Source organism: Lentzea chajnantorensis (genome assembly GCF_054300775.1).
On record NZ_JBSDZT010000002.1, the window covers coordinates 1,238,089 to 1,263,522 of the forward strand.

At 70.5% G+C, this 25,434-nt stretch carries 25 protein-coding genes; 16 read left to right on the forward strand and 9 right to left on the reverse strand.

Features of this window, described 5'->3' with window-relative positions:
• Positions 1-256 precede the first annotated feature (256 nt).
• The 4 genes from pdhA to ACVDFE_RS06700 all read left to right on the forward strand — a co-directional run bounded on the left by pdhA (position 257) and on the right by ACVDFE_RS06700 (position 4,941).
• Positions 257-1,453, forward strand: a complete 1,197-nt coding sequence (gene pdhA, locus ACVDFE_RS06685) for a pyruvate dehydrogenase (acetyl-transferring) E1 component subunit alpha (RefSeq protein ID WP_458429894.1) — start codon at positions 257-259, stop codon at positions 1,451-1,453.
• On the forward strand, positions 1,453-2,478 hold the full coding sequence (locus tag ACVDFE_RS06690; protein ID WP_360394047.1) for an alpha-ketoacid dehydrogenase subunit beta: 1,026 nt from the start codon (positions 1,453-1,455) through the stop codon (positions 2,476-2,478). Before pdhA ends, ACVDFE_RS06690 begins: the two co-directional genes overlap by 1 nt.
• A 14-nt stretch (positions 2,479-2,492) precedes the next feature.
• On the forward strand, positions 2,493-3,902 hold the full coding sequence (locus ACVDFE_RS06695; protein WP_458429895.1) for a dihydrolipoamide acetyltransferase family protein: 1,410 nt from the start codon (positions 2,493-2,495) through the stop codon (positions 3,900-3,902).
• Positions 3,903-4,017: 115 nt separating this feature from the next.
• A complete protein-coding gene (locus ACVDFE_RS06700; RefSeq protein WP_458429896.1) occupies positions 4,018-4,941 on the forward strand; it encodes a helix-turn-helix domain-containing protein in 924 nt (307 codons plus the stop codon).
• Positions 4,942-5,083: 142 nt separating this feature from the next.
• On the opposite strand, the gene ACVDFE_RS06705 is transcribed toward ACVDFE_RS06700, so the two are convergent.
• Together ACVDFE_RS06705 and ACVDFE_RS06710 are read right to left on the reverse strand one after the other, a co-directional pair.
• Complete coding sequence (locus ACVDFE_RS06705; protein WP_458429897.1) at positions 5,084-6,298, reverse strand: acyl-CoA dehydrogenase family protein; 1,215 nt, start codon at positions 6,296-6,298, stop codon at positions 5,084-5,086.
• A 12-nt stretch (positions 6,299-6,310) separates the two neighbouring features.
• Positions 6,311-6,940 (reverse strand): SCP2 sterol-binding domain-containing protein, encoded by a 630-nt coding sequence (locus ACVDFE_RS06710; protein WP_360394057.1) that lies wholly within the window; start codon positions 6,938-6,940, stop codon positions 6,311-6,313.
• Between the two features lie 101 nt (positions 6,941-7,041).
• Between ACVDFE_RS06710 and ACVDFE_RS06715 the strand changes: the two genes are divergently transcribed.
• Positions 7,042-7,677 carry a TetR/AcrR family transcriptional regulator gene (locus ACVDFE_RS06715; protein WP_360394060.1) on the forward strand — a complete coding sequence of 212 codons (636 nt, stop codon included), beginning with the start codon at positions 7,042-7,044 and terminating at the stop codon, positions 7,675-7,677.
• Here the strand turns inward: ACVDFE_RS06715 and ACVDFE_RS06720 are convergent.
• On the reverse strand, positions 7,666-8,427 hold the full coding sequence (locus tag ACVDFE_RS06720) for a MaoC family dehydratase (RefSeq protein WP_458434280.1): 762 nt from the start codon (positions 8,425-8,427) through the stop codon (positions 7,666-7,668). The two genes, ACVDFE_RS06715 and ACVDFE_RS06720, sit on opposite strands and share 12 nt — an antisense overlap.
• Complete coding sequence (locus ACVDFE_RS06725; RefSeq protein ID WP_458429898.1) at positions 8,427-9,662, reverse strand: 3-oxoacyl-ACP reductase; 1,236 nt, start codon at positions 9,660-9,662, stop codon at positions 8,427-8,429. Before ACVDFE_RS06725 ends, ACVDFE_RS06720 begins: the two co-directional genes overlap by 1 nt.
• A gap of 53 nt (positions 9,663-9,715) precedes the next feature.
• Here ACVDFE_RS06725 and ACVDFE_RS06730 point away from each other — a divergent pair, with 53 nt between their 5' ends.
• Both ACVDFE_RS06730 and ACVDFE_RS06735 read left to right on the forward strand, forming a co-directional pair.
• Positions 9,716-10,921 carry an acetyl-CoA C-acetyltransferase gene (locus ACVDFE_RS06730; RefSeq protein WP_458429899.1) on the forward strand — a complete coding sequence of 402 codons (1,206 nt, stop codon included), beginning with the start codon at positions 9,716-9,718 and terminating at the stop codon, positions 10,919-10,921.
• A 58-nt stretch (positions 10,922-10,979) separates the two neighbouring features.
• Positions 10,980-11,951 (forward strand): serine hydrolase domain-containing protein, encoded by a 972-nt coding sequence (locus tag ACVDFE_RS06735; RefSeq protein WP_458429900.1) that lies wholly within the window; start codon positions 10,980-10,982, stop codon positions 11,949-11,951.
• Between the two features lie 57 nt (positions 11,952-12,008).
• Here the strand turns inward: ACVDFE_RS06735 and ACVDFE_RS06740 are convergent, their stop codons facing one another.
• Complete coding sequence (locus ACVDFE_RS06740; RefSeq protein WP_458429901.1) at positions 12,009-12,617, reverse strand: SIMPL domain-containing protein; 609 nt, start codon at positions 12,615-12,617, stop codon at positions 12,009-12,011.
• A 359-nt stretch (positions 12,618-12,976) separates the two neighbouring features.
• On the opposite strand from ACVDFE_RS06740, the gene ACVDFE_RS06745 reads away from it, so the two are divergent.
• Both ACVDFE_RS06745 and ACVDFE_RS06750 read left to right on the forward strand, forming a co-directional pair.
• Positions 12,977-13,123, forward strand: a complete 147-nt coding sequence (locus ACVDFE_RS06745) for a hypothetical protein (RefSeq protein ID WP_167969512.1) — start codon at positions 12,977-12,979, stop codon at positions 13,121-13,123.
• A gap of 229 nt (positions 13,124-13,352) precedes the next feature.
• Positions 13,353-14,207, forward strand: coding sequence for an NAD(P)-dependent oxidoreductase (locus ACVDFE_RS06750; protein WP_458429902.1), 855 nt, complete (start codon positions 13,353-13,355; stop codon positions 14,205-14,207).
• On the opposite strand, the gene ACVDFE_RS06755 is transcribed toward ACVDFE_RS06750, so the two are convergent.
• Both ACVDFE_RS06755 and ACVDFE_RS06760 read right to left on the reverse strand, forming a co-directional pair.
• A complete protein-coding gene (locus tag ACVDFE_RS06755) occupies positions 14,204-15,340 on the reverse strand; it encodes an LGFP repeat-containing protein (RefSeq protein WP_458429905.1) in 1,137 nt (378 codons plus the stop codon). The two genes, ACVDFE_RS06750 and ACVDFE_RS06755, sit on opposite strands and share 4 nt — an antisense overlap.
• Before the next feature lie 5 nt (positions 15,341-15,345).
• Positions 15,346-16,527 (reverse strand): LGFP repeat-containing protein, encoded by a 1,182-nt coding sequence (locus tag ACVDFE_RS06760; RefSeq protein WP_458429906.1) that lies wholly within the window; start codon positions 16,525-16,527, stop codon positions 15,346-15,348.
• A gap of 135 nt (positions 16,528-16,662) precedes the next feature.
• Between ACVDFE_RS06760 and ACVDFE_RS06765 the strand changes: the two genes are divergently transcribed.
• A complete protein-coding gene (locus tag ACVDFE_RS06765) occupies positions 16,663-18,036 on the forward strand; it encodes a S28 family serine protease (RefSeq protein ID WP_360394081.1) in 1,374 nt (457 codons plus the stop codon).
• Between the two features lie 15 nt (positions 18,037-18,051).
• The gene (locus tag ACVDFE_RS06770; RefSeq protein ID WP_360394084.1) at positions 18,052-18,396 is read left to right on the forward strand and encodes an NTP pyrophosphohydrolase; all 345 of its coding nucleotides are present in this window, start codon (positions 18,052-18,054) and stop codon (positions 18,394-18,396) included.
• A gap of 3 nt (positions 18,397-18,399) precedes the next feature.
• Here ACVDFE_RS06770 and ACVDFE_RS06775 read toward each other — a convergent pair whose 3' ends face one another.
• On the reverse strand, positions 18,400-19,173 hold the full coding sequence (locus tag ACVDFE_RS06775; protein ID WP_360394087.1) for an HAD family hydrolase: 774 nt from the start codon (positions 19,171-19,173) through the stop codon (positions 18,400-18,402).
• A 97-nt stretch (positions 19,174-19,270) separates the two neighbouring features.
• On the opposite strand from ACVDFE_RS06775, the gene ACVDFE_RS06780 reads away from it, so the two are divergent.
• The 3 genes from ACVDFE_RS06780 to ACVDFE_RS06790 all read left to right on the forward strand — a co-directional run bounded on the left by ACVDFE_RS06780 (position 19,271) and on the right by ACVDFE_RS06790 (position 21,911).
• Positions 19,271-19,942: a dienelactone hydrolase family protein gene (locus tag ACVDFE_RS06780; protein ID WP_360394090.1), complete on the forward strand. Its 672-nt coding sequence runs from the start codon at positions 19,271-19,273 to the stop codon at positions 19,940-19,942.
• A 166-nt stretch (positions 19,943-20,108) separates the two neighbouring features.
• Complete coding sequence (locus tag ACVDFE_RS06785; protein ID WP_360394093.1) at positions 20,109-21,182, forward strand: helix-turn-helix domain-containing protein; 1,074 nt, start codon at positions 20,109-20,111, stop codon at positions 21,180-21,182.
• Positions 21,183-21,317: 135 nt separating this feature from the next.
• Positions 21,318-21,911 (forward strand): DUF6801 domain-containing protein, encoded by a 594-nt coding sequence (locus ACVDFE_RS06790; protein ID WP_360394095.1) that lies wholly within the window; start codon positions 21,318-21,320, stop codon positions 21,909-21,911.
• 6 nt (positions 21,912-21,917) lie between these two features.
• Here ACVDFE_RS06790 and ACVDFE_RS06795 read toward each other — a convergent pair whose 3' ends face one another.
• On the reverse strand, positions 21,918-22,961 hold the full coding sequence (locus tag ACVDFE_RS06795; protein WP_360394098.1) for an NAD(P)-binding domain-containing protein: 1,044 nt from the start codon (positions 22,959-22,961) through the stop codon (positions 21,918-21,920).
• A 174-nt stretch (positions 22,962-23,135) separates the two neighbouring features.
• Between ACVDFE_RS06795 and ACVDFE_RS06800 the strand changes: the two genes are divergently transcribed.
• Positions 23,136-23,537, forward strand: coding sequence for a DUF4259 domain-containing protein (locus ACVDFE_RS06800; protein WP_458429907.1), 402 nt, complete (start codon positions 23,136-23,138; stop codon positions 23,535-23,537).
• Positions 23,537-25,402 (forward strand): NHL domain-containing thioredoxin family protein, encoded by a 1,866-nt coding sequence (locus ACVDFE_RS06805; protein WP_458429908.1) that lies wholly within the window; start codon positions 23,537-23,539, stop codon positions 25,400-25,402. The genes ACVDFE_RS06800 and ACVDFE_RS06805 overlap by 1 nt, the downstream gene beginning before the upstream one ends.
• The last annotated feature ends 32 nt before the right edge of the window (positions 25,403-25,434 follow it).

Here is a 25,434-nt window from a genome sequence, read left to right on the forward strand (position 1 = left end):
CGGTGGTCGGACGGCCTACTCGGAGGACAAAAGGTCGAACCTCCGACTGTTGTCCCTGATCAGAACGTTGACTCGTGTGTTACGAAGTGGGACGGGTCTCACCAACTCGGGTGAGGCCGTGTCAGGATGTGGTCGTAAGCCACCGTCACCGTCGACGGCTGCCTCCGGCCCCACAGGGCTGGCGGCGACCGCCGACGTCGCCGCACGAGGTCGTCACGAGCGATCGGGCGGTCGGAGAAGACAGAGGAGAAGGCGCATGTCGTCCCCTGAGCAATGGACGCACCCTGAGCCGGACGCAGCGCCGGCCGCCACTGCCGCGAAACCGACGGCGGAACAGGTGATCGCGGGCTTGCGAGCGACCGACGAGGGCGGCGCCGACCTGGTGCAGCTCCTCACCCCCGAGGGCGAGCGGGTCGCGCACCCCGACTTCGACATCGACATCACGGCGGAGGAGCTGCGCGGCCTGTACCGCGACATGGTCCTGATCCGCCGCGTCGACCGCGAGGCGAACGCGTTGCAGCGCAAGGGCCAGCTCGGCATCTGGGTGCCGCTGCTGGGCCAGGAGGCCGCGCAGATCGGTGCCGGCCGCGCGATGCGCCCGACCGACATGGCCTTCCCGAGCTACCGCGAGCACGGCATCGCGTGGACCCGCGGGATCAATCCGACGGAGCTGCTCGGCATCTTCCGCGGCACCGACCAGGGCACCTGGGACCCGGTCGAGAAGCGCTTCCACCCGTACACGATCGTCATCGGCAACCAGGTCCTCAACGCGGCCGGGTACGCGATGGGCCAGAAGTTCGACGGCAAGGTCGGCGACGACGAGGGAGAAGCCACCATGTGCTTCTTCGGCGACGGCGCGACCAGCCAGGGTGACGTGCACGAGGGCTTCGTGTGGGCCGCGGTCTACGACGCGCCGCTGGTCTTCTTCTGCCAGAACAACCAGTGGGCCATCTCCGAGCCCACCGAGCGCCAGTCGCGCCTGCCGCTGTACCAGCGCGCCCGCGGCTACGGCTTCCCCGGCATCCGGGTCGACGGCAACGACGTGCTGGCCACGCTCGCCGTGACGAAGTGGGCGCTCGACGAGTGCCGCCACGGCAACGGCCCGATCCTGATCGAGGCGTTCACCTACCGGATGGACGCGCACACCACCTCCGACGACCCGACCCGCTACCGGCTGTCGGACGAGCTGGAGATGTGGAAGCTCAAGGACCCGATCGAGCGGGTCAAGGTCTACCTCGTGAAGCAGCAGTGGGCCGACAGCGCGTTCTTCGAGGGTGTCGAGGCGGACGCCGACAAGCTCGGCGAGGAGCTGCGGGAGTTCTGCACGAACATGCCCGACCCGCCGGCTGAACGGATCTTCAGCAACGTCTACGCGGAGGGGAACCCCAACCTCGACGCGCAGCGCGATGAGTTCCTCGACTACGTCTCGGGTTTTGCTGGAGGTGAGCACTGATGGCTGCTCCGACGATGGACCGCTCCACCGCTGCCGCCCCGGCGACCCCGGTGCAGACGCTCACGATCTCGAAGGCGCTCAACATGGGCCTGCGGGCGGCCATGGAGGCCAACCCCAAGGTCATCATGATGGGCGAGGACATCGGCAAGCTCGGTGGCGTCTTCCGCATCACCGACGGCCTGCAGAAGGACTTCGGTGAGCAGCGCGTGCTGGACACGCCGCTCGCGGAGTCCGGCATCATCGGCACCGCCGTGGGCCTCGCGATCCGCGGCTACCGCCCGGTGTGCGAGATCCAGTTCGACGGCTTCATCTTCCCCGGCTTCGACCAGATCGTGTCGCAGGTCGCGAAGCTGCACTACCGCACGCAGGGCAAGATCAAGATGCCCATCGTGATCCGCGTGCCGTTCGGTGGCGGCATCGGTGCGGTCGAGCACCACTCGGAGTCCCCGGAGTCGTACTTCGCGCACACCGCCGGCCTCAAGGTCGTCTCGTGCTCGAACCCGGCCGACGCGTACTGGATGATCCAGCAGGCGATCGACTGCGACGACCCGGTGCTGTTCTTCGAGCCGAAGCGCCGCTACTACGAGAAGGGCGAGGTCGACACCACGACCCAGCCCGGCAAGCTGTTCGAGTCGCGCGTGCTGCGCTCCGGCACGGACGCCACGCTGGTCGCCTACGGCCCGATGGTCCGCACCTCGCTCGACGCCGCCAACGCGGCCGCCGAGGACGGCACGTCGCTGGAGGTCATCGACTTGCGCACGCTGTCGCCGCTCGACCTGGAGCCGGTGTTCGAGTCGGTGCGCCGCACCGGCCGGCTGGTCGTCGTGTCCGAGGCGCCGTCCGAGTCCTCGATCGCCAGCGAGATTGCGGCCAAGGTCCAGCAGGAGTGCTTCTACTCCCTGCAGGCACCGGTGCTGCGGGTGACCGGTTTCGACACCCCGTACCCGCCGTCGAAGCTCGAGGAGGAGTTCCTCCCCGACCTCGACCGGGTGCTGCACGCCGTCGACCGCTCTCTCGCCTGGTAAGGGGACAACCGGAAATGCCGCAGTACAAGCAGTTCCCCCTGCCGGACACGGCTGAGGGGCTGACCGAGGCCGACATCCTCACCTGGCACGTGAAGCCCGGTGACACCGTCACGGTCAACCAGATCATCGTCGAGATCGAGACGGCCAAGGCCGCCGTCGAGCTGCCGTGCCCGTGGGCCGGCGTCGTGACCGAGCTGCTCGCGGAGCCCGGTCAGACCGTCGAGGTCGGCGTCCCGATCATCACGATCGACACCGACCCCGGTGGCGCGGCCGCACCCGCCCCCGCTCCTGCCGCGGCAGAGACGAACGGCACCTCGTCCGGCAAGATCGGCGAGGAGATGCCGGGCGGGCGCATCGCGACGCTCGTCGGCTACGGCCCGAAGTCCGGTGCGGCCAAGCGCCGTGCCCGCAAGGACGCCCCGGCCGTGGCCGGCGCCGCCGGCGCCGCCGTCGCCGCGGTCACCCCGGCCGCCGTCGCGGCACCGCCGGCCCCCGCTCCTGCTCCGGTCGTCCCGGAACCCGTTGCGGCGGCTCCGGTCTCGGCCCCCGGCGGGTACGTGCCGCTGGCCAAGCCGCCGGTCCGCAAGCTCGCCAAGGACCTCGGCGTCGACCTGCGCGCCCTCACGGGCTCCGGCCCCGGCGGCGTGATCACCCGGTCCGACGTGGAGAACGCGGTGTCCGCACCGGTTGCCGCACCCGTTGCTGCGTCCACTGTGGACAACGGCACGCGGGAACGCCGGGTGCCGATCAAGGGCGTCCGCAAGGCGACCGCGCAGGCGATGGTGGACAGCGCGTTCACCGCACCGCACGTCACCGAGTTCCTGACGGTCGACGTGACGCCGATGATGGAGCTGCGGGCCCGGTTGAAGAACCACCCGGAGTTCCGCGGCGTGAAGCTGACGCCGCTCGCGTTCTGCGCCAAGGCCGTGATCCTCGCGGCCCGCCGCACACCGGACGTCAACGCCACGTGGGACGCGGCGGCCAACGAGATCGTCTACAAGGACTACGTCCACCTCGGCATCGCGGCCGCCACGCCGCGCGGCCTGGTGGTCCCGAAGGTCCGCGACGCCGACCGCATGTCGTTGAAGGAACTGGCCGTCGCGCTGGACGAGCTCGCCACGGTGGCCCGCGAGGGCAAGACCGCGCCGGCCGACATGATGAACGGCACCATCACGATCACCAACGTCGGCGTCTTCGGCGTCGACACCGGCACGCCGATCCTCAACCCCGGTGAGTCCGCGATCCTCGCCCTCGGCGCGATCCGCGACATGCCGTGGGTGGTCGACGGCGAGATCAAGGTCCGCAAGATCTGCCAGCTCGCGCTGTCGTTCGACCACCGCGTGGTCGACGGCCAGCAGGGCTCGCAGTTCCTGGCCGACGTCGGCGCGCTGTTGGCCGAGCCGGGCATCGCGCTGACCTACTGATCCCAGGTCCGTGAAAGGCCCCCGTGCTGCGGCACGGGGGCCTTTCGCTGTTCAGCCACCTGTTCGGCCAATCCGGCTTGACCCTCCAGCCACTGGAGACTGCACAGTTGTCCCCGTGACGCGCTACCAGATCGGCGAGCTGGCCAGGATGACCGGCCTGACCGTCAAGACCATCCGGTTCTACTCGGACTCGGGCCTCATCCCGCCCACGGACCGGACCGCCGGCGGGTACCGCACCTACGACGCGGAGGCCGTCGCCCGGCTCAAGCTCGTCCGCACCCTGCGCGACCTGGGTGTGGACCTGCCGACGGCCGGGCGGGTGCTCGCCAAGGAGGTGTCGGTGACCGACGTGGCGCGTGCACACGCTGATGCGATCGACGCGCAGATGAGGACGTTGCGGCTCCGCCGTGCCGTGCTGCGCGCCGTCGCCAAGGGAGGGGAGATGGAACTGATGAACGAGCTGGCCCGCATGTCGGACGAGGAGCGGCAGCGCATCCTCGACGACTTCTTCGAGGACGTGTTCGGGCCGTACGAGCTGGACCCGCAGTTCGAGCAGCACATGCGGTCCGTGCGGATCGAGCTGCCGGACGACCCGTCGCCGGAACAGCTGGAGGCCTGGGTCGAGCTCGCGAAGCTCGTGCAGGACCCGGACTTCCGCGCGTCGATCAAGCGGATGTCCCGGCAGCACGAGCAGTACCGCCGCGACAACGTGAACATGACCCCGCCGTCGAGCGGCAACCAGATGGAGACGTTCACCTACTCCATCGACCAGGCACGGCAGGCGATCGAGGCCGGCATCGCACCGGACTCGGCGGAGGCAGCGGAGGTCGTCGCCCGCGTCAACGCGAAGTGGGCGGAGGCGCTGGACGTGCCGAACGACGAGACCGTCGTGCGGCGGCTGCGCGAGTTCGCCGACTTCGCGGACCCGCGGGCCGAGCGGTACTGGGTGCTGATCGGCCGCGTCAACGGCTGGCCCGCCATGCCGGACAACACCCGTGAGCGCGAGTGGCTGCGCGCCGCCGGGGTGCCGCTGGGCTAGACCCTGCGCACGACGCGGGAACCAGCTGGGCGCCCAGCTCGTTCCCGTGGCGACGAAGGTGACGGCTCGCGGTGGACGGGGTCTTCAAGCCTCGCAAGACCCCGCCCCTCAGACGGCCTGAGGACGGCCTGGGGTGATCAACTCACTTGATCTGCATCCCGGAGATCATCCGCGACACCACCAGCCGCTGGATCTCCGACGTCCCCTCAAAAATGGTGAAGATCTTCGCGTCGCGGTGCATCCGCTCCACCGGGTGCTCCCGCGTGTAGCCGGCGCCGCCGAGGATGTGGATCGCCCGCTCGGTCGCCCACACCGACACCTCGGACGCCTTCAGCTTCGACATCGAGCCCTCGCCCGCGGTGAACGGCACGTTGTTGCGGCCCATCCACGCCGCCCGCCACACCAGCAGGCGTGACGCGTCGATCTCCATCCGCATGTTCGCGAGGTCGAAGGCGATCGACTGGTTCTCGATGATCTTGCGGCCGAACGCCTCGCGGTCCTTCGCGTACTCCAGCGCGTAGTCGTAGGCGGCCCGTGCGACACCGACGGCCATCGCGCCCACGGTCGGGCGGGTGGTCTCGAAGGTCGCCATCGCCGCCTGGCCGCCGGCCTTCAGGCCCTCACGAGCTCGTGCCAGCCGGGCGTCCAACCGCTCCTTACCGCCCAGCACGCAACGGCCCGGCACCCGCACGTCGTCCAGGAACACGTCGGCGGTGTGCGACGCGCGCATGCCGTGCTTCTTGATCTTGCCCGGTGACGACAGGCCGGGGGTGCCGGGGGGAACGATGAAACCGGCCTGGCCGCGCGAGCCCAGGGCGGGGTCGACGACGGCGGTGACCACGTGCACGTTCGCGATGCCGCCGTTGGTGGCCCAGGCCTTCTGGCCGTTCAGGACCCACTCGTCGGTGGCCTCGTCGTAGCGGGCCCGCGTCCGGTAGCCCGCCACGTCCGAGCCCGCCTGGGGTTCGGAGGCGCAGAACGCCGCCAGCTTCGGGTCCGACTCGTCGCCGAAGCACTCCGGGACCCACTCGGCCAGTTGTTCCGGCTCGCCGCCCGCGAAGATGCCGGCGACCGCGAGACCGGTGCCCATCAACGACAGCGCGATGCCCGCGTCACCCCAGAAGAGCTCCTCGGTGGCGATGGGCGGCGACAGCCCGATCGGGTCGGCGAACCAGGTCGCGAGGGCCTCGAAGCCGTAGAGACCGATCTTCGCGGCCTCCTGGATGACCGGCCACGGCGTCTCCTCGCGCTCGTCCCACTCCGAGGCCGCCGGCCTGATGACGTCGCGAGCGAAACCGTGCACCCAGTCGCGCAGGTCGGTCTGGTCTTCGTTCAGTTCGAGCGAGAAGCCACCCACGGGAGAACCTTCCTACGCCTTCGGGATGTTGAACAGGCTCATGAACCCGGCCGCGAACCCCAGATCGCCCTTGACCTTCAGCTTGCCCGTCATGAACAGCACGGGGGCTGACGCGTTGCCGGTCGCGAGCTTCAGGAAGTCGGCCGGCGTCAAGGTCACGATGGCGCGGGCCTCGCGGGTCACGCCCTTGTTGATGGTGCACGTCGCGTCTTCGATGATGGCCTCGTAGACGTCTTCGAGCACGTGGAAGTGCACGACGGCGCGGGTGGCACCGGCCCGGTCCGCGCGGAAGTGGACCTCCATGCGGCGGAACACCTCGTCCAGCACGCGCACGCGCAGCGCCGGGTCCGCGACGACCGCCTCGATCTGGTCCTTGGAGGCGCGCGAGATGATGCGGGCGAAGTTCGACGGGTCCATCTTCGAGAGGTCGAGGTCCGCGCCGCCGTCGGCCAGGGCGCCGAGGGCGTTCAGCAGGGCGGCGAAGTCGTCCTTGCCGAGCTTCTTCGGGTCGATGCCGCGTGCGATGACGTCGATGTCGACGTCCTTCAGCGCGGGGTCGTCCGGCGAGATCTGCTGCAACGTGCTGATCAGCTCGGCGGGGCTGAGCTTCGCGATCGCCTCGGTCGTGAGGTCGTGCGTCATCGAGACACCTCCTGGTACCTACTCGCGAGTAAGACTACTGGCGAGTAGATAGAGCGGCAAGCCGATCGGATAATCTTGCACCTCCGAACCGAGGGGTAGTGATGCGCACAGAAGGTCGAGCCAAGCGCTTGCCGCGCGCCGTGCGGGAGCGGCAGATCATGGATGCCGCCGTCGACGTGTTCTCGCGGCTCGGCTTCCACGCGGCGTCGATGGACGAGATCTCCGACGTCGCGGGCATCTCCAAGCCGATGCTCTACGCCTACCTCGGGTCGAAGGAGGAGCTGTTCGCGACCTGCATCCGGCGCGAGGCCACCAGGATGATCGAGGCCATCGCGACCGGCGTCGAGCCCGACCAGGAACCGGACGTGCAGCTGTGGAGCGGGCTGCGGGCGTTCTTCGGGTTCGTCGGGGAGAACCGGGCGAGCTGGCAGGTGCTGCACCGGCAGGCGTCCTCGCAGGGCGGGCCGTTCGCGGCCGAGCTCGCGGACATGCGCGGGCGCGCGGTGTCGCTGGTCGCGGCGCTGCTCACCCAGTCGACGAAGGCGCCGGCGACCACGCTGGAGGCCGAGTCGCTGGCGGCCGCGCTCGTCGGTGCCGGCGAGTCGCTCGCGGACTGGTGGCTCGACCACCCCGAGGAACCGGCCGGCGTGGTCGCCGCCCGGCTCATGAACCTCGTGTGGATGGGCTTCGGCGACCTCGTCGACGGCAACGTCTGGCACCCACCGTCACGTCGCTGAGCCGAGCAGGTGGGGTCCCTTGCCCCAGACGGCGAACCCCCAGCCGTTCTCGTTCTCACGCGCGGAAAACTCCACGCGGCCGGGAATCAGCAACGGCTTCTTGAACCTCACGTCCACCGTCACGGCCTCGGGCAACCGGCCTTCCAGCGCCGCGAGGCACCGCGCCTTGGTCCACATCCCGTGCGCGATCGCCCGCGGGAACCCGAACAGCTTGGCGCTCAACGGGTGCAGGTGGATCGGGTTGCGGTCGCCGGACACCGCGTTGTAACGCCGCCCGATGTCCGCGGGCACCCGCCACTGCGCCGACCCGGCCGGCCGCCGCAGCTCCTCACCGGAGGACGAGCCGGAACCGGTGCGCCGCAGGTAGGTCGACACCCCTTCCCAGACACCGGACACCGCCGTCACCACGTCGAGCTGGCTGCCCTGCGGGTGCGGGCGCAGGTCGCGCGCCGACACCGTGACCTCCAGCGGTTCGTCCAGGCGCAACGGCCGCGACTGCGTGATCCGGTTCGCGACGTGCACCAGACCGGGCAGCGGGAACGGGAAACCGGCCCCCGTCATCAGCTCCAGCTGCAACGGGAAACCCAGCACGTGCGGATAGGTCAACGGCAACGCGTCGCGCAGCCCGAACCCGCACACCTCGTTGTACGCCGCCAGGTGCTTGAGCGAGACGTCGTAGGTGGCCGAAACCGGTTGTGCGGCAAGGGAGTCACCGCGCCGGAACGCCGTGAGCGCCGCCTTCAGCAACATCACGCCCCCAGCAGCATCTGGCCGCACACCCGCACGACGTTCCCGTTGACACCACCGGATCCGGGCGCGGCGAACCACGCGACGGTCTCCGCGACGTCAGAGGGCAGCCCGCCCTGCGACAGGCTGTTCATCCGCCGCCCGACCTCGCGGGTCAGGAGCGGCACGGCCGCGGTCATCTTCGTCTCGATGAAACCGGGTGCGACGGCGTTGATGGTGGCGCCGCGCTCGGCGAGCACCGGTGCCAGCGACGTGACCATCCCGATCACGCCGGCCTTCGAGGTGGCGTAGTTGGTCTGCCCGACGTTGCCCGCGATCCCGGCGATCGACGACACCCCGACGATCCGCCCGCCGGTCCGCAGCACGTCGCCGTCCAGCAGGGCCGCGTTGATCCGCTCCTGGCAGGCCAGGTTGACCTCCAGCACGGCGTCCCACTTGTCGGAGTCCATGCGCGCCAACGTCTTGTCACGGGTGATGCCCGCGTTGTGCACGACGACGTCCACGCCGCCGTGCCGTTCCATCAGGTACGAGGTCAACCGAGCCGGGTCGCCGGTGATGTCGAGCTGCAACGCCGACCCGCCGACCGCGTTCGCGACCCTCGACAGGTCCTCGCCGGCCGCCGGGACGTCCAGGCACACCACGTGCGCGCCGTCGCGGGCCAGCATCGTGGCGATCGCCTCGCCGATCCCGCGCGAGGCACCCGTGACCAGCGCGACCTTGTCCTCCAGCGTGCCGGTCGACGCGGCTCCCGACACGTGGACGACCTGGCCGGACACGTACGCGGACCGCCCGGACAGCAGGAACCGCAGCGTCGACTCGGCACCGTCCTCGGCGCCGTCGGCCACGTACACCAGGTTCGCCGTGCCGCCGCGGCGCAGCTCCTTGCCGACCGAGCGCACGAACCCTTCGAGGGCCCGCTGCGCCACCGAGTCCGGCGACCGCCCGATGACGACCACCCGCCCGCACGGGCCGAGCTGCGTGATCACCGGGTGGAAGAAGTCGTGCAGCTGCCGCAGGTCGGCCACGGTCTCGATGCCGGAGGCGTCGAACACCAGCGCGCCGTAGGGCGCCGAGCCGGTTTCGAGCGTCTTGAGGAAGGGCAGCCGGGGGGTGCCACCGACCAGGACCGGTGTCGCCAGTGCGGCGTCGCGGCGGAGCGGATGCGGGTTCGGCAGGCCGAGCCTGCGCACGAGCTGGCGGCCGAGTCCCGACGAGGCGAACTTCTGGTACCTGTCCACGTCACACAACCTACTCGCTAGTAAGTCTACCCGCTAGTAGGTAGTATGGCAGCATGCGAGTAGCGATCATCGGCGGCAACCGCATCCCGTTCGCCCGCTCGAACGGCCCGTACGCCACCGCGTCGAACCAGGACATGTTCACGGCGGTGCTGGACGGCCTGGTGAGCCGCTTCGGGTTGCAGGGCGAACGCCTCGGCGAGGTGGTCGCCGGCGCCGTGCTCAAGCACTCGCGCGACTTCAACCTCGTCCGCGAGTCGGTGCTGGGCAGCAGGCTCAGCCCGCAGACACCCGCGTACGACCTCCAGCAGGCGTGCGGCACCGGCCTGCAGGCGATCATCGCGGTGGCCAACAAGATCGCGCTCGGCCAGATCGAGTCCGGCATCGCGGGCGGCGTCGACACCACCAGCGACGCGCCGATCGGCGTGAACGAGGACTTCCGCAAGCTGCTGCTGGAGTTCAACCGCACCCGCAAGGTCGGTCTGCTGGCCAAGCTGCGGCCCGGCCACGTCGTCCCGCACCTGCCGCGCAACGGCGAACCGCGCACCGGCAGGTCGATGGGCGAGCACGCCGCGCTGACCGCCGCCGAGTACGGCATCACCCGCGAGGACCAGGACGAGCTGACCGCGCGCAGCCACCGCAACCTCGCCCGCGCCTACGACGAGGGCTTCTTCGACGACCTCGTCACGCCCTACCTCGGCCTCACCCGCGACCAGAACCTGCGCCCGGACAGCAGCGTCGAGAAGCTCGCCAAGCTCAAGCCGGTCTTCGGCGACACCATGACCGCGGGCAACTCCACCCCGTTGTCCGACGGCGCCTCCGCGGTGCTGCTCGCCACCGAGGAGTGGGCGGCGGCCCGCAACCTCCCGGTGCTCGCGTACCTGACGTTCGCCGAGACCGCCGCCGTCGACTACGTGCACGGCGGCGAAGGCCTGCTCATGGCCCCGGTGCACGCCGCACCGCGGATGCTCGACAAGGCCGGGCTCAAGCTGCAGGAGTTCGACTTCTACGAGGTGCACGAGGCGTTCGCGTCCCAGGTCCTCGCGACGCTGAAGGCCTGGGAGACCGACCTCGGCGAGATCGACCGCGCCAAGCTCAACGTCAACGGCTCGTCGCTCGCCGCGGGGCACCCGTTCGCGGCGACCGGTGCGCGGATCGTGGCGACGCTCGCGAAGCTGCTGCACCAGAAGGGCAGCGGGCGCGGGTTCGTGTCGATCTGCGCGGCCGGCGGCCAGGGGATCACGGCGATCCTGGAGCGATGAGTTCCGCGCGGTCCCGAGGGCAGCACATCCGACCCGTTCACGGAGAAGGATGACGACCATGACCTTGCAGGACGTGCTGGAGAAGCACCGCGGGACCACCCCGAACGCCGTGGCGCTCGTCGCCTGCGGTGACGACGTGGAGGTCGCGGCGGTCGGCGGCGAGACCCGCGACTCGGCGTTCGCGGTCGCGTCGGTGACCAAGCCGGTCGTCGCGTACGCCGCGCAGCTGCTGGTGAACGACGGCCGGATCGCGCCGGACGACCCGGTCGCGCGGTGGCTGCCGGAACTGGCCGAGCCGAAGGTCGTCCGCACGCCGCAGGGGCCTGCCGACGACGTGGTGCCCGCGACGACGCCGATCACCGTCCGGCACCTGCTGACCTCGCGGTCCGGCTGGGGCTTCACGGCGGACTTCTCGTTGCCCGCCACGCGGCTGCTGTTCGAGAAGGCGCACCTGCACAGCGTGCCGGAGCTGCCCACGCCGGACGAGTGGCTGCCGCGCCTCGCCGAGGTGCCGCTGCTGCACCAGCCGGGCACCGGGTGGACCTACAACACCTCCTACGACGTGCTCGGCGTGCTGCTCGACCGCGTCACCGGCTCGTTGCCCGACTTCCTCGCCGAACGCGTCTTCGCGCCGTTCGGCATGACCGCCACGGGCTTCGTGAGCCCCGTCTTCCCGTCCGGCGCCGGTGGCCTGAGCTCCACGGCGGACGACCTGCTGGCGTTCGGCCGCGGTCTGCTCGCGAGCGAGCTGCTGCCGGTGCTCGCGACCGACACGACCTCGGCGGCCGAGCGGGCGGCCGCGCGGATCTTCCTGGAGGGGCAGGGCTGGGGCTGCGGCGGCCGCGTCGACATCGCGGACGTCGACCCGTGGAACGTCCCCGGCCGCTACGGCTGGGTCGGCGGGTCGGGCACGGCGCTGCACGTCGTCCCGGCGCAGCGGAAGGTGACCGTGCTGCTCACGCGCACGGCCATGACGAATCCCGAGCCGGCGCCGGTCATGCGCGACTTCTGGGAACTCGCTGCCGGATAGCACCCTCCGTCGAGCACACTTCCCCACGGCCGCCCTGGAGCACTGGGCGGGCCGGACCTAGTCGAGCAACGCCCAGGCCGCGGTGCAGGTCGCGGTGACCGTGATCTGCTGCGCCTTGAGGTTCAGCTGGTCGACCATCCCGGCCGGGCCGGCCATCTCGAACGACGCGCTGCGCATCATCTTCGGCGAGTAGCCGCCGCCGTCCGTGTCGCCGATGCGCAGCAACGGCCCGAGCCGCCGCCCCAGCGCGTTCGCGTAGCCCTCGGCGCGGCGCAACGCGTCGGCCACGGCCTCCTTCTGCGCCTCGCGGACCGCCTCGGTGTCGTCGACGAGCGTCCACGACGGTCCGTTGACCCACGACGGCTCGGCCTGCACCAGCTCGGCGAGCAGGCCGTCGAGCTTGTCGAGGTCGGACACCCAGATCACGTACTGCTGGGTGGCGCGGCTGCCGATGCGCTGGTTGTTGTCCCAGTTGTCGTGCACGGACAGCTGGCGCGACCGCACCTCGAAGTCCGCCAGCAGCGGTTCCACGGCGGAGATGCGCTGGTTGAGCGTGCTCACCGCCTCGGACCGTTCGGCGCCGAGCGCCTCGAACGTCACGTCCACCTGGGCGCGGTCGGCGGTCCGCTCGACCTCGCCGGTCCCCTTCGTCACCACTTCAGCCACACCACCCACCCAACCGCCACCCCACTCCATCCGCAACCACTACCTCTTGCAGCTCTCCCACCAGCACCCCCAATCCTCACTTCGCGAGTGCACGCGGGGAGCTTTCGTACCCTCCTGGGGCACGCGGGGTCCCCGCGTGCCCCTCGGAGCGGGCCTGGAGCGGGGCGCCGGGGCGTACGTCGGCCGGTCTCTGCCTGGGCGTGAGGGATGACCGGTGTTGTCCGGTCGTTCACGTTGTCCACCGGCGATTCATCGGCGTGTGCCCCACCTCACCGGATAATCGCGTGCTTTCGGCGGGCTCAGGGTGCATACTTGAGTCACCAGCCCAACAGATCTCCGAGAGGGAAGTGCAGACCGAGATGAACTTCGCAGCGAAGCTCCGCGCCCGTCGTGCCGAGGCGCGCAACCGGAAGGCCGTGGCTCGCGCGATCGACATGGCCACCACCCCGGCCATGCGTCACGAGCTGATGGCCATCGCCCAGGCTCAGGTCACCACCCTGCGCTGACACTCGAGAACCCGGCACTCGCACGGCGCCCCGGCGCGAGTGCCTCCCCAACGGGAACCCCTGGAGCACCTCCCGCGCTCCAGGGGTTTCATTCTGTTAAACGTGATCCACGCCACAGTATGCTGGCCGTGTAACAGAGCGCATCGGTCCGCCGATGTCACGGATGACCTCGCGGTGCTGTCGGACCCCCGACCTGGCAGCACCGCGAGGTTTCTTGTTTGCTGGGGGCATGAAGATCGCCGTGCTCGGCACCGGCCTCATGGGTGCCCCGATCGCAGCCAACCTCGCCGCCGCCGGACACGACGTCCGGGTCTGGAACCGCACCCGCGCCAAGGCCGAACCGCTGGCCGCGCAGGGCGTCACCGTCGTGGACACGCCCGCGGGGGCCGTCGACGGCGTCGAGGTCGTGCTGACGATGCTCAACGACGGCCCCGCCGTCACCACGACCATGCAGGACGCGGCCCCCTCGCTGCCGCACGACGCGGTGTGGGTCCAGGCCTCCACGGTCGGCATCGAGTCGACCGAGGACCACATCGCGCTCGCCCGGTCGCTCGGGCTGGAGTTCGTGGACGCCCCGGTCCTCGGCAGCACCAAACCGGCCCAGGACGGCACCCTCGTCGTGCTCGCCGCGGGTGTCGAGGAGCTGCGCGAACGGGTGCAGCCGGTGTTCGACGTGATCGGCGCCCGCACGATGTGGGTCGGCGAGGCGGGTGCGGCGACGCGGTTGAAGCTCGTCGCGAACAGCTGGGTCCTCTCGCTGACCGCCGCGGTCGGTGAGGCCGTGGCGCTGGCCGAGTCCTCCGGCCTCGACCCGAGGCTGTTCCTGGAGGCCGTCTCCGGTGGCCCGCTGGACTGCGCGTACCTGCAGACGAAGGGCAACGCGATCATCGAACGCTCCTTCCCGCCGGCGTTCACCGTGCAGAACGCCCTCAAGGACGCGCTGCTCGTGAACGAGGCAGCCACGCGGGCCGGGGTGCAGCTGGACGTGGCGCAGGCCTCGGGCGCCCGCCTGAACCGCGCGGTCACCCGAGGCCACGGCGACGAGGACCTGGCCGCCGCCTACTACGCCAGCTTCAAGAACTAGTTCCGCACCGACCAGGCACCCTTGGCGGGCGTCCAGTAGAAGGTCGAGCCCTCGAAGACCTGCATCCGGCCGCCTGCCTCGCCGGCCCAGTCCTTCTCGGCCTCCCTCGGGTAGCCGTGGGTGTGCTCGTCCCCGGTGCTCATGAACTTCGAGAGGATGTCGCCGTACACCGGGTACGCGCTGGTGCGCGCGCTCCAGTACCAGATGCCGTTCTGGAACTTCTGGTAGCGGCCGCCGTTCGCCCCCGGTGCCTCCTCCATGAGCGGGTAGCCCCAGCGGTGCTCGTCACCGGCGTTCATGAAGTTGGTGAGGATCTCGCCGTAGACGGGGAACGCCCCGGTGGCCGCGGTCCAGTAGAAGTGCGCGGTCTGGAACTGCTGCCATCGGCCGCCGTGCGCGCCCGGTGACTCGTCGTTGACCGGGTAGCCCCAGCGGTGCTCGTCGCCGGTGTCCATGAACCGGGTCAGGATGTCGCCGTACACGGGGTGGGCGTTGAGCGCGGGCGTCCAGTAGATGTTGCCGCGCTGGAAGCCCTGCCACCGACCGCCGGGAGCGCCGTCCTGCTCGTTGTTCACAGGCGCGCCGACGACGCTGTTCTCCGCGCCCATCGCACGCCACTTGACGCCGATGTCGCCGCCGACCGCGATCCTGACCTCGTCGAGCATCTGCCGCGCCTTGGCCTCGGCCTGGTCGTAGCGGGCGGGACAGCACGAGCGCTGCACCTTGTCCGCGAGCAGACCCGCGGTGAGGTTCGGGTACTTCGGTTCCACCCGCTGCGCCTCGGCGAAGAAGCGGTCGGCGGCGTACGCGACGTTCATGATCTGCTCCGGCGTGCCCCAGCCCTGCGAAGGCCGTTGCTGGAACACGCCGAGCGAGTCGCGGTCGCCGCAGCCCAGGTTGTTCATGTGCGACTCGACCCAGCCCGCCTCGAACCCGGCGAGCATCACCTTCGCCGACACCCCGCGGCGGACGCCGACGTCGTGCACGGTCCGGGTGACGTTGATGTCGCGGTTGGCCGGCACCGCGCACGCCGCCTGCATCTCGGCGTTGGAGATGTGCGCGGGTTCGGCCTGGGCGACACCCGCCAGCGGGAGCAGGGACAGCGTTGCGAGAGCGAGAACTGCCTTCCTCATCGCCGTCACCCGTTCCGGACGGACCAGGCGCCCTTGGCGGGGGTCCAGTAGAAGGTGGAGTTCTCGAACGTCTGCATGCGACCGCCCGTCTCGCCGGCCCAGTCCTTCTCGGCCTCCTTCGGGTAGCCGTGGGTGTGCTCGTCGCCGGTCGACAGGAACTTGGTCAGGATGTCGCCGTAGACGGGGTACGCGCTGGTGCGCGCGCTCCAGTACCAGATGCCGTTCTGGAACTTCTGGTAACGACCGCCGTTGGCGCCGGCCGCCTCCTCCATGAGCGGGTAACCCCAGCGGTGCTCGTCGCCCGCGTTCATGAAGTTGGTCAGGATCTCGCCGTACACGGGGAAGGCGCCGGTCGCCGCGGTCCAGTAGAAGTGCGCGGTCTGGAACTGCTGCCACCGCCCACCGTGCGCGCCGGGCGACTCGTCGTTGACCGGGTAGCCCCAGCGGTGCTCGTCACCGGTGTCCATGAACCGGGTCAGGATGTCGCCGTAGACCGGGTGGGCGTTGAGCGCCGGGGTCCAGTAGATGTTGCCGTGCTGGAAGCCCTGCCAGCGACCGCCGGGAGCGCCGTCCTGCTCGTTGTTGACCGGGGCGCCCACGACGCTGTTCTCCGCGCCCATCGCACGCCACTTCGTGCCGATGTCGCCGGCGACGTTGTACGAGACGATGTTGTTGTAGCGGATCGGCGTGTACTTGGCGGCCGTCGCGGCTGACCAGTTGCGCTCCACCGTGGGCGAGCCGTTCGGACCGGCCTGCTCGCGCACCCGCGGCATCGTCCGCGCGGCGTCGGCCCAGCCGAGGAACAACGCGGTGTGCTGGCCCGGCCAGTTCAGCGCGTCACCCGGCTGCAGGTCGGCCCGGTTGATCGTGTGCGACACCTGGTGCAGCGTCGACGTGGTGTAGGAGTGGGCCAGCCCCCAGATCATCGACAGGTAGCCGCTGCAGTCGGTGCGGTACGAGCCGAACTGGTTGTTGTGGCAGGCGCTCTGGCTGTACGGCACCCGCGCCTGGAGCCACGTCGTCGACCTGGCCAGCGCCTCGTCCCTCGCGGTCTGCTTGCCCGCGGGGTAGTTGCCGCAGTTGAACATCACGCCGATCTCGTCGGCGGTGGCCACGTTCGCGTTCGCCGTCCCCATGACGAGCGCGACGGCCACGGCTGTCGTGCCGAGCAATTCTCGAACCTTCATGTCAGTCCCCCTCTTCGGACGTGGACCCAGGTTCGGGGGCCGGTCTGCAAGGCGTCTCCAAGTCCGCTGCAAGCCACCTGCAGTCCCGCCGATCGGCCGGTCCGCCGCCCGCCCGCCGCTGGCTAGCGTCGGAGCGTGAACAGACTCGTACGCTCCCTGCTGGCGTTCGGCCTGGTATCAGCGCAGGTCACGGCCACAGCGGCGGTCGCGACCGCCGCCACCGACATCAAGGACCGCATCGCCGCCATCCCCGGTGTGCGGATCATCAGCGAGGGCACGTCCGGCACCGCCAGGACGTTCGTGCTCGGCATCCAGCAGCCCGCGGACCACCGCAAGCCGCGCGGCCAGCGGTTCGAGCAGCGGTTCTCGTTGCTGCACAAGGACGTCTCCCGCCCGATGGTGCTGCACACCACGGGTTACAACCTGCCCGGCACGATCGGCGCCTCCGAACCGGCCCGGCTCGTCGACGGCAACCAGCTCAGCGTCGAACAGCGGTTCTTCGCGCCCTCGCGCCCGTCACCGGCCGACTGGGACGACCTGACCATCTGGCAGGCGGCCAACGACCACCACCGGATCGTCACGGCGTTCAAGGAGCTCTACGGCGCGAAGTGGCTGTCGACCGGTGCCAGCAAGGGCGGCATGACGTCGATCTACCACCGGCGGTTCTTCCCGCGCGACGTCGACGCCACCATCGCCTACGTCACGCCGAACGACGTGGTGAACGACCGCGACACCTACGGCGAGTTCATCCGCGAGGTCGGCACCGACCCGTCCTGCAACCGCCGGCTCGAAGGCGTGCAGCGGCAGCTCTTGCAGCACCGCGACGAGATCGTGGCCAGGCTGACCGCGCGGGGCTACACGTTCCAGCAGTTCGGCGGCGGGCACCGGGCGCTGGAGGTGCTGGTGCTCGACACGCCGTTCACGTTCTGGCAGTACGGCACCCAGGAGCAGTGCGCGCTGGTTCCGGGCGCCGGTGCGTCCGTGGACGACCTCTGGACGTTCATCGACAAGACCGTCGGCTGGGACTTCTACAACGACGCGGGCGTCGCGCCCTACGCGGCGTACTACTACCAGGCTGGCACGCAGCTCGGCTGGCCGGAGGCGGACGAGTCGGCGGTGGCGGACCTGCTGCGCCACCCCGGCGTCTCGGTGCCGCGCACGATGGTGTCCCCCGACATCAGGTTCCCGCGCTTCGACCGGCACGCCATGAAGGACGTCGACCGCTGGGTGCGCCACCAGGGCAACCGCCTGCTGTTCGTGTACGGGCAGAACGACCCGTGGAGCGCGGAACCGTTCCGGCTCGGGCCCGGCACCCGTGACTCGCTGTCGTTCGAGGTGCCCGCCGGCAACCACGGCGCGAACATCGCGAAGCTGCCGGAGGACCGGCGCGCGGCGGCCACGGCGGCGGTGCTGCGGTGGGCCGGCGTGTCCTCCCCGGTCTCGGCCGCGCTGTCCGACACCGGCCCCGACCCGGACTCGCTGGACGCGCTGCGGGCCCGCCGCGGCTGAGGCAGGCTGACGGGCGTGAAGCCGTTGCTCGTGGTCGACGCCGCCAACGTCGTGGGTTCGGTGCCCGACGGGTGGTGGCGCGACCGCGCGGGCGCGGCCGAACGCCTGCGCGACGCGTTGCGCGGCCGGGACGAGGAGGTCGTCCTGGTCGTGGAAGGCAAGGCGCGCACCGTGTCCAGCGTCGACGACGTGCGGGTCGTCGCCGCGGAGCACTCCGGTGACGACACCGTCGTCGAGGTCGTGCGCACCGAGGGCGCCGGCCGCGCGGTGACGGTCGTGACCGCTGACCGCGAGCTGCGGCGGCGGGTGGCGGAGCTCGGTGCCGAGGTGGCCGGACCCACCTCGGTGCCGCGCCGTTAGGCCCTAGAGGCGGAAGAGCCGTTCGAGGACCTGTGCGACGCCGTCCTCCGTGTTCGGCGGCGCGTGGTTCGCACAGGCCTGCTTCACGAGCGGGTGCGCGTTGCCCATCGCGTACGCCGTGCCCGCCCAGCCGAGCACCGACAGGTCGTTGGGCATGTCCCCGAACGCGACGACCTCGTGCTGACCGATGCCGCGCGTCGCGCAGAGGGCTTCGAGCGTGGCGGCCTTCGACACCCCCGGCGGGCTGATCTCCAGCAGCCCGAGCCCGCCCGAGTGCGTGACCGAGACGTGCTGGCCGACCGCCTCCCTGGCGATCTCCATCATGTGGTCGGACTCGCTGTCCGGCGCCCACGCGAGCATCTGCACTACCTGGTGCGCCTCGTCGAGGACGTGGTCGAGCAGCTCCAGCGTCCGGTGCGGGTTGTTGGCGCTGAACCCGCGGAAAGCGGGCTCGCACAACACCTCCAGGCCGGTCTCGACCGCGATGCCGACGTTCGGGATGACGTTCGCGAGCGCCTCCGACACCGTCCGCACGACGTCCAGCGGCACCGTCTGCGCGTGCGTGACGCTCTGGCCGGCCAGGTCGTAGACGATCGCCCCGTTGGAGCAGACCGCGGTCCCGGTGAACCCGAGGTCCGCCACGAACCGCGGCGGCCGGGCGGTCACCACGACGACGTCCGCGTCGACGGCCTCCAGCGTGGCGCGCGTGCGGTCGCTGAGCACACCGCCCGGCTGCAGCAGGGTGCCGTCGAGGTCGGTGGCGATCAGCCTGATCATCGGCCGATTATCGGGCACCGGCCGCGCGTGCGGGACGGGTTTTCCCGTCGCACGGGCGGGCGTGGGCGCGAAGTCGACCTTCCGGCAGGATCACCCCATGACTCACCGCGTGAACGACATCCCGCTCCCGGTCTGGTTGCCGGAGAGCGGAACCGGCCCCGGCATCGTGCTGATCCAGGAGATCTTCGGGCTGGACTCCTACCTGCAGGGGGTCGCCGCCGACCTCGCCGCGCGCGGGTACGTCGTGGCGATCCCCGAGCTCTTCCACCGCTTCCAGCCGGGCTGGGTCGGCGAGCACGACGAGGCCGGCGTCGCGCGGTCCATGGAGGTCGTGCAGGGCCTGGACTTCCCGCAGGCCGTGCAGGACGTGGTCGCGTCGGTGCAGTACCTGCGCTCGCTGCCCGAGGTCTCCGGCGGGGTCGGCGTGTTCGGCTTCTGCCTGGGCGGGACGCTCGCGTTCAACGCCGCCGCGGTCTCCGACCCGGACACCGCCGTGTCGTTCTACGGCTCGGGCGTGCCGGACCAGGTCGCGCTGCTGGACCAGGTGTCCTGCCCGATCATCTTCCACTTCGGCACCGAGGACGACTTCATCCCCGGCTACCAGAAGGTGGTCGACGCGTCCGACTCGCACGAGGGCGCCGAGGTGCACCTGCAGCCGGCCGGGCACGCGTTCCACAACCACCTCGGCCACTTCCACGACAAGGCCGCCGCCGACCGCGCGTGGGACCTGACGACGGCGTTCCTGGACCGCACCCTGCCCGTGGCGTAGTGCGGTCGTCCCGACTGCGGCTTCGTCCGGTTGGCTGACGACGTCCTTTCACCTGCCCCGTACGCTCCGGGCAGTGGGAGGGTGAATGAGCCAACCGGACGATCCACGCAGTTCGGTGCCCCGCGAACTCGCGCCACTTCTGCGTCGGGAGATACCGCCGCTCGCCGTGAGCATCTTCGAGGCGATCGAGAAATCGATTCCGGAGTACCAGCATTTCCGGGAAAACGTCATCGAAGGCATTCAGCAGGCGCTGGACAAGTTCGTCGACCACATCGCGGCACCCGATGCGCTGGTCTACCCGCACGACATCCACCGCAAGCTCGGCGCCTGGGAGTTCAAGTCCGGCCGCAGCCTGGACAGCCTGCAGGCGGCCTACCGGATCGGCGCTCGGGTGGCGTGGCGGCACGTGTGCGCGTTCGCGGAGCGGCGGACGCTGTCGCTGCACCTGATGAGCGTGCTCGGCGAGGCGATGATCGCGCACGTCGACGAGCTGGTGAGCCTGTCGGTCGACGGGTACGCCGCGGCTCAGGCCAGTGCCGCCGGCACGCTGGAGCGCAAGCGCCGGCGGCTGACGGAGCTGCTGGTCGGTGACCCGCCGGTGCCGTGGCAGTCGGTCGTCGACGCGGCGGACGTGGCGGCGTGGCCGATGCCGGACTCGCTGTGCGCGGTGGCGCTGGAGCCGTCGTCCGGGCACGTCGACGAGCTGCTGCTGCCGCAGGACGTGCTGGTCAACCTCGAAGACGCCACGCCGTACGTGCTGGTCCCGAACCCGGTCGAGGTGCCGCGCATGGTCCGCGCGGTGGGCTGGCGGGCCGTGGTGGGGCTGGCCGTGCCACCGCGGGAGGCGCGCCGGTCGCTGGCCTGCGCCCGCCGGGTGCTGGCGCTGTCGAACGCCGGGGTGCTGCCCGGTGACCAGGTGCTCGACTGCGCCGACCACCTGGTCGAGCTGACCCTGCTCGCCGACGAGTTCTTGGCCCGTCAGCTGGCCGAACGCGCGTTGGCGCCCCTCGCGCCGTTGACCGCCCGGCAACGCACGAAGCTCGCCGAGACGTTGTTCGCCTGGCTCTCCGCCCGCGGTGGCGCACCGGAGATCGCGGCCAGGCTGGCGGTCCACCCGCAGACCGTGCGATACCGGGTGAACCAGTTGGAGGAACTGTTCGGCGACCGTTTGCAGGACGCCGGCGAACGCTTCACGCTCGAACTCGCACTGCGGGTCCGCGCGTTTTTGGGTCTCGACTGACAAATCGCACCGCGGCAATTATTACGCGGATGACAAAAACGCGCTGATGCTTGCTTTGCATTGTCGGCGTCGCTACCTTACTGACCAGTAGCTCCATTCCCTGCAGTTCGATGCCGCACTCAGGAGAACCCTGCCATGAAACTCGGAATCATCGCACGTGCCGCCGCGGTCGTCCTGTTCGCCGGAGCGACGAGCATTGTCGCGGCGGGCACCAGCCAGGCCGCCGACGTGACCCTGAACATCACGTACTCCTGCACGTTCACCCTGATCGGCCTGCAGGACCAGCCGTCCACGGTCACCGCGACGAACCTGCCGGACTCCGCCACCGTCGGCACGCCCACCGCGGGCGGTCAGACCCAGGTCGTCTCGACCGTCTCCGCCGCGGCCACGGGCGTGCTGAACTGGCTCGGCGCCGCGACCGTCGAGGGCACGCTGAGCACCACGAACACGATCAACAACGCGGGCAGCGTCTCGTCGGTCACGGCGACGCTCGCGATCCCGAAGACGAACGTCGCCTCCTCCGGGACGTTCAACGTGACCGGCACCGGCACGTTCCCGTCGCTGACGCTGACCAAGGCGGGCACCACCACGGTCAACCTCGGCAACGCCTCGCTGACGCTCACCCCGCGCCACGCGGACGGCTCGACGACGTTCCTCGGCACCTTCACCTCGCCGTGCACCGTCAAGGCCGGCCAGAACACCAAGCTGCACGAGTTCCCGGTGGTGTAAGGCCTTTCAGGCGATACAAGGCACCGCGAGCTGCGTGGAGAAGAACCTCTCCAGCGGCTTGCGGTGCAGCCTGCGTTCCACGGCGATCAGCTCGTTGTGCCGGTAGTGCTCGACCTGCGCGTTGGTGACGACGAACCCGGTGCGCCGCCTGGCCGGCATCTCGTCGTAGAGCAGTGCGTTCTGCCCTTGCGGCACAACGACATCCGCCAGCCCCTCCGGGATCTCCCGAGCCCTGGTCGCGATCGCCGCCGCCAGCGCGTCCGGCCGGTTGCGCAGCTTGCGGTGCGGCCACGGCACCCCGTGGTGCTCGGCCTCCAGCGTCCGGTGCAGCGCCCTCGTCGAGTGCCGGATCGCCCTGATCGAGTCACCCGCCGCCAGGTGCACGTGCGGCACGTCGAGCGTGGTGTCCCGCTTGAACCCGGTGCACGCGATGACCCGGTCGTAGTACAGCTCCCCGGTGTCCAGCACCGCCTTGAACCCCTTGCCGTGCCTGGCGATCCGCCGCACGGTCCGCCCCACCGTGTGCGTGACCGCCGCCGTCGACGACACCAGGTCCGCCGTCTCGAACGCGCTGTGCCCCCGCCCGATGATCAGCACCCGCTGCCCCGCGTACACCGTCGGGTCGGTGCTGGCCGTCGCGTACGTCTCCGCGAGCCCGATTCCCTCGATCCGCGGCAGGTGCTCCTTCGCCCGCCCGGTGGCGAGGATGATCCGCTCCGCCTCGATCCGCCCGTGCGCGTGCCGGACCTCGTTGCCCCGGATGCCCTCGACCCGCGTCCGGTACCGCACGTGCAACGGCCGCGCGAAGTCCTCCAGGTACCGCACCAGCTCGTCCGCCGGCGGGAACGCCCGCTTGCTGTACCGCTCGAACGGCGTGCCGAACAACGAGTTGTCGTCCGTCGCCAGCACCCGGTGCCGCGGGAACTCGCGGAAGAACGTGCCCGCCGACGGCCCCGCTTCGAGGATCACGTAGTCGCGCCCGGCCTCGTGCAGGAAGTGCCCCATCTGCAGACCCGCCGGACCGGCGCCGATCACCAGGTACTCCACCATCGCGCACCTCCCGGCGACCTCTACGCCGACGGCACGTAAACGGTTCAGAACCTGTCGACGTCGACAGGTTCGGCGGGCGCGTGGTCAGGGGGCCGCTCGCGGGGGCCGCGCGGTCGCGCATGATCAGCGCCGGACGGCACCACGCCGCCTTTCCACCTGCGCTGGGAGATCGCCTTGGGTACCTGGGACATCGGGTCGTTCGACAACGACGCGGCAGCGGACTTCGCCGGCAGGCTGGACAAGGCGCGGGCCGAGGAGCGCGAGGGCATCGTCCGGGCCGTCCTGGCCGTCGCGGCCGAAGCGGACGACGTCGAGGCCGATGACGGCAGCGAAGCCGTAGCGGCAGCCACGCTGGTCGCCGCGCAGTGTCCCGGTGGGAAGCCGGTCACCACCGCCTACGGCCCCCGCGAGCCCCTCCCCGCGTTCCCTGCGGACCTGCCTCCGCTGGCAGTGAGGGCGCTGGACCGCGTGCTGGCGAACTCCGAGCTCGCCGTGCTCTGGGACGACGCCGGGCACGGACCGCTGTGGCGCCAGGGCGTGGGCGACCTGCGCGCGGTGCTGGCCCAGTCCACATGATGGACGCCGGAACACCGCCACCGTCCACAGTGTTGGATACGGCCGTGACGACTGCCAAGCGCCGTGCCCGTGTCCGTGCCCCCGAGCTGCACGGCCGCGGCTGGCTGAACACCGGTGACGCCGCGGTCAGCCTCAGGGACCTGCGCGGCAAGGTCGTGCTGCTCGACTTCTGGACGTTCTGCTGCATCAACTGCCTGCACGTCCTCGACGAGCTGCGGCCGCTGGAGGCCAAGTACTCCGACGTCCTGGTCACGATCGGCGTGCACTCGCCGAAGTTCGTGCACGAGGCGGACCCGGAGGCGTTGAAGGCCGCCGTCGAGCGCTACGAGGTGCACCACCCGGTGCTCGACGACCCCGAGCTGGAGATGTGGCAGCAGTACGCGGTCAAGGCGTGGCCGACGCTCGCGCTGGTCGACCCGGAGGGGTACGTCGTGCACGTCGCCGCCGGTGAGGGGCACGTCGACGCGCTCGACACGATCATCGGCGAGCTGGTCGCCGAGCACGCGGCGAAGGGCACGTTGCACCGCGGCAGCGGGCCGTACGTCGCGCCGGAGCCGCCGAGCACCACGCTCCGGTTCCCCGCCAAGGCGATCGTCACGCCGCGGAACACGATCCTGGTCAGCGACAGCGCCCACCACAGCCTCGTCGAGCTCGAAGCGGACGGCGAGACGGTCGTCCGGCGCATCGGCACCGGTGAGCGCGGGCGCGCGGACGGGCTGAACCCCACCTTCTCCGAGCCCGCCGGGCTCACGCTGGTGCCGAACACGCACGGCTACGACGTGGTCGTCGCGGACACGGTCAACCACCTCCTCCGCGGCCTCGACCTGGAGACCGGCGAGGTCACGACCATCGCGGGCACCGGTGAGCAGTGGCGGGACGGCCAGACCGACGGACCGGCCGACAAGATCGACCTCACCAGCCCGTGGGACGTGGCGTGGTGGAACGGCGGCGTCGCCATCGCCATGGCCGGCAACCACACGCTCGGGTTCTTCGACCCGGGGACGAACCAGGTCAGCAGGCTCGCCGGCACGACCGTCGAGGGCATCAACGACGGTCCGGCTGAGGGGGCGTTCTTCGCGCAGACCAGCGGGCTGGCCGCGGCCGGCGACCGGCTGTGGATGGTCGACTCGGAGACCTCCGCGCTGCGCTACCTCGAGAACGGCGAGGTGCGCACCGAGGTCGGCAAGGGGCTGTTCGCGTTCGGGCACAGGGACGGCGACGCGGATGAGGCGCTGCTGCAGCACCCGCTCGGCGTCACGGTGCTGCCCGACGGGTCGGTGGCGGTCTCGGACACCTACAACGGCGCGATCCGCCGGTACGACCCGGAGACGCGGACGGTCAGCACCATCGCGACCGACCTCGCCGAGCCGAGTGACGCGCTGGTCGTGGACGGCGAGCTCGTCGTCGTGGCGAGCGCGGCGCACCGGCTCGAGCGGTTCACCGCCGCGGCCGTCAAGGTCGACGGCGAGGCGCACCGGGTGAAGCGGCCGAGCACCGACATCGCGGCCGGTGCGGTCGAGCTCGCCGTCGTCTTCACCCCGCCGACCGGGACGAAACTGGACGAACGGTACGGACCGTCCACCCGCCTGGAGATCACCAGCTCACCCCCGGAGCTGATCCTGGAGGGCGCGGGCGTCGGCACCGAACTGGTACGGGCGTTGCGGATCAACGATCAGGTCACGAACGGCGTTCTGCACGTCGTAGCGCAGGCGGCCAGTTGCAGTGACGATCCTGCCGACGAACACCCGGTCTGCCGCCTGACCAGGCAGGACTGGGGCGTCCCCGTTCGAGTGGTTGCCGATGCACCGACCCGGCTCCCGCTGCTGATGGGCGGCATGGACGAGGCACCTCCGCAGGCCACGTAGACTCTGCGGGTGCCTGATGTCAAGCTCGAGAT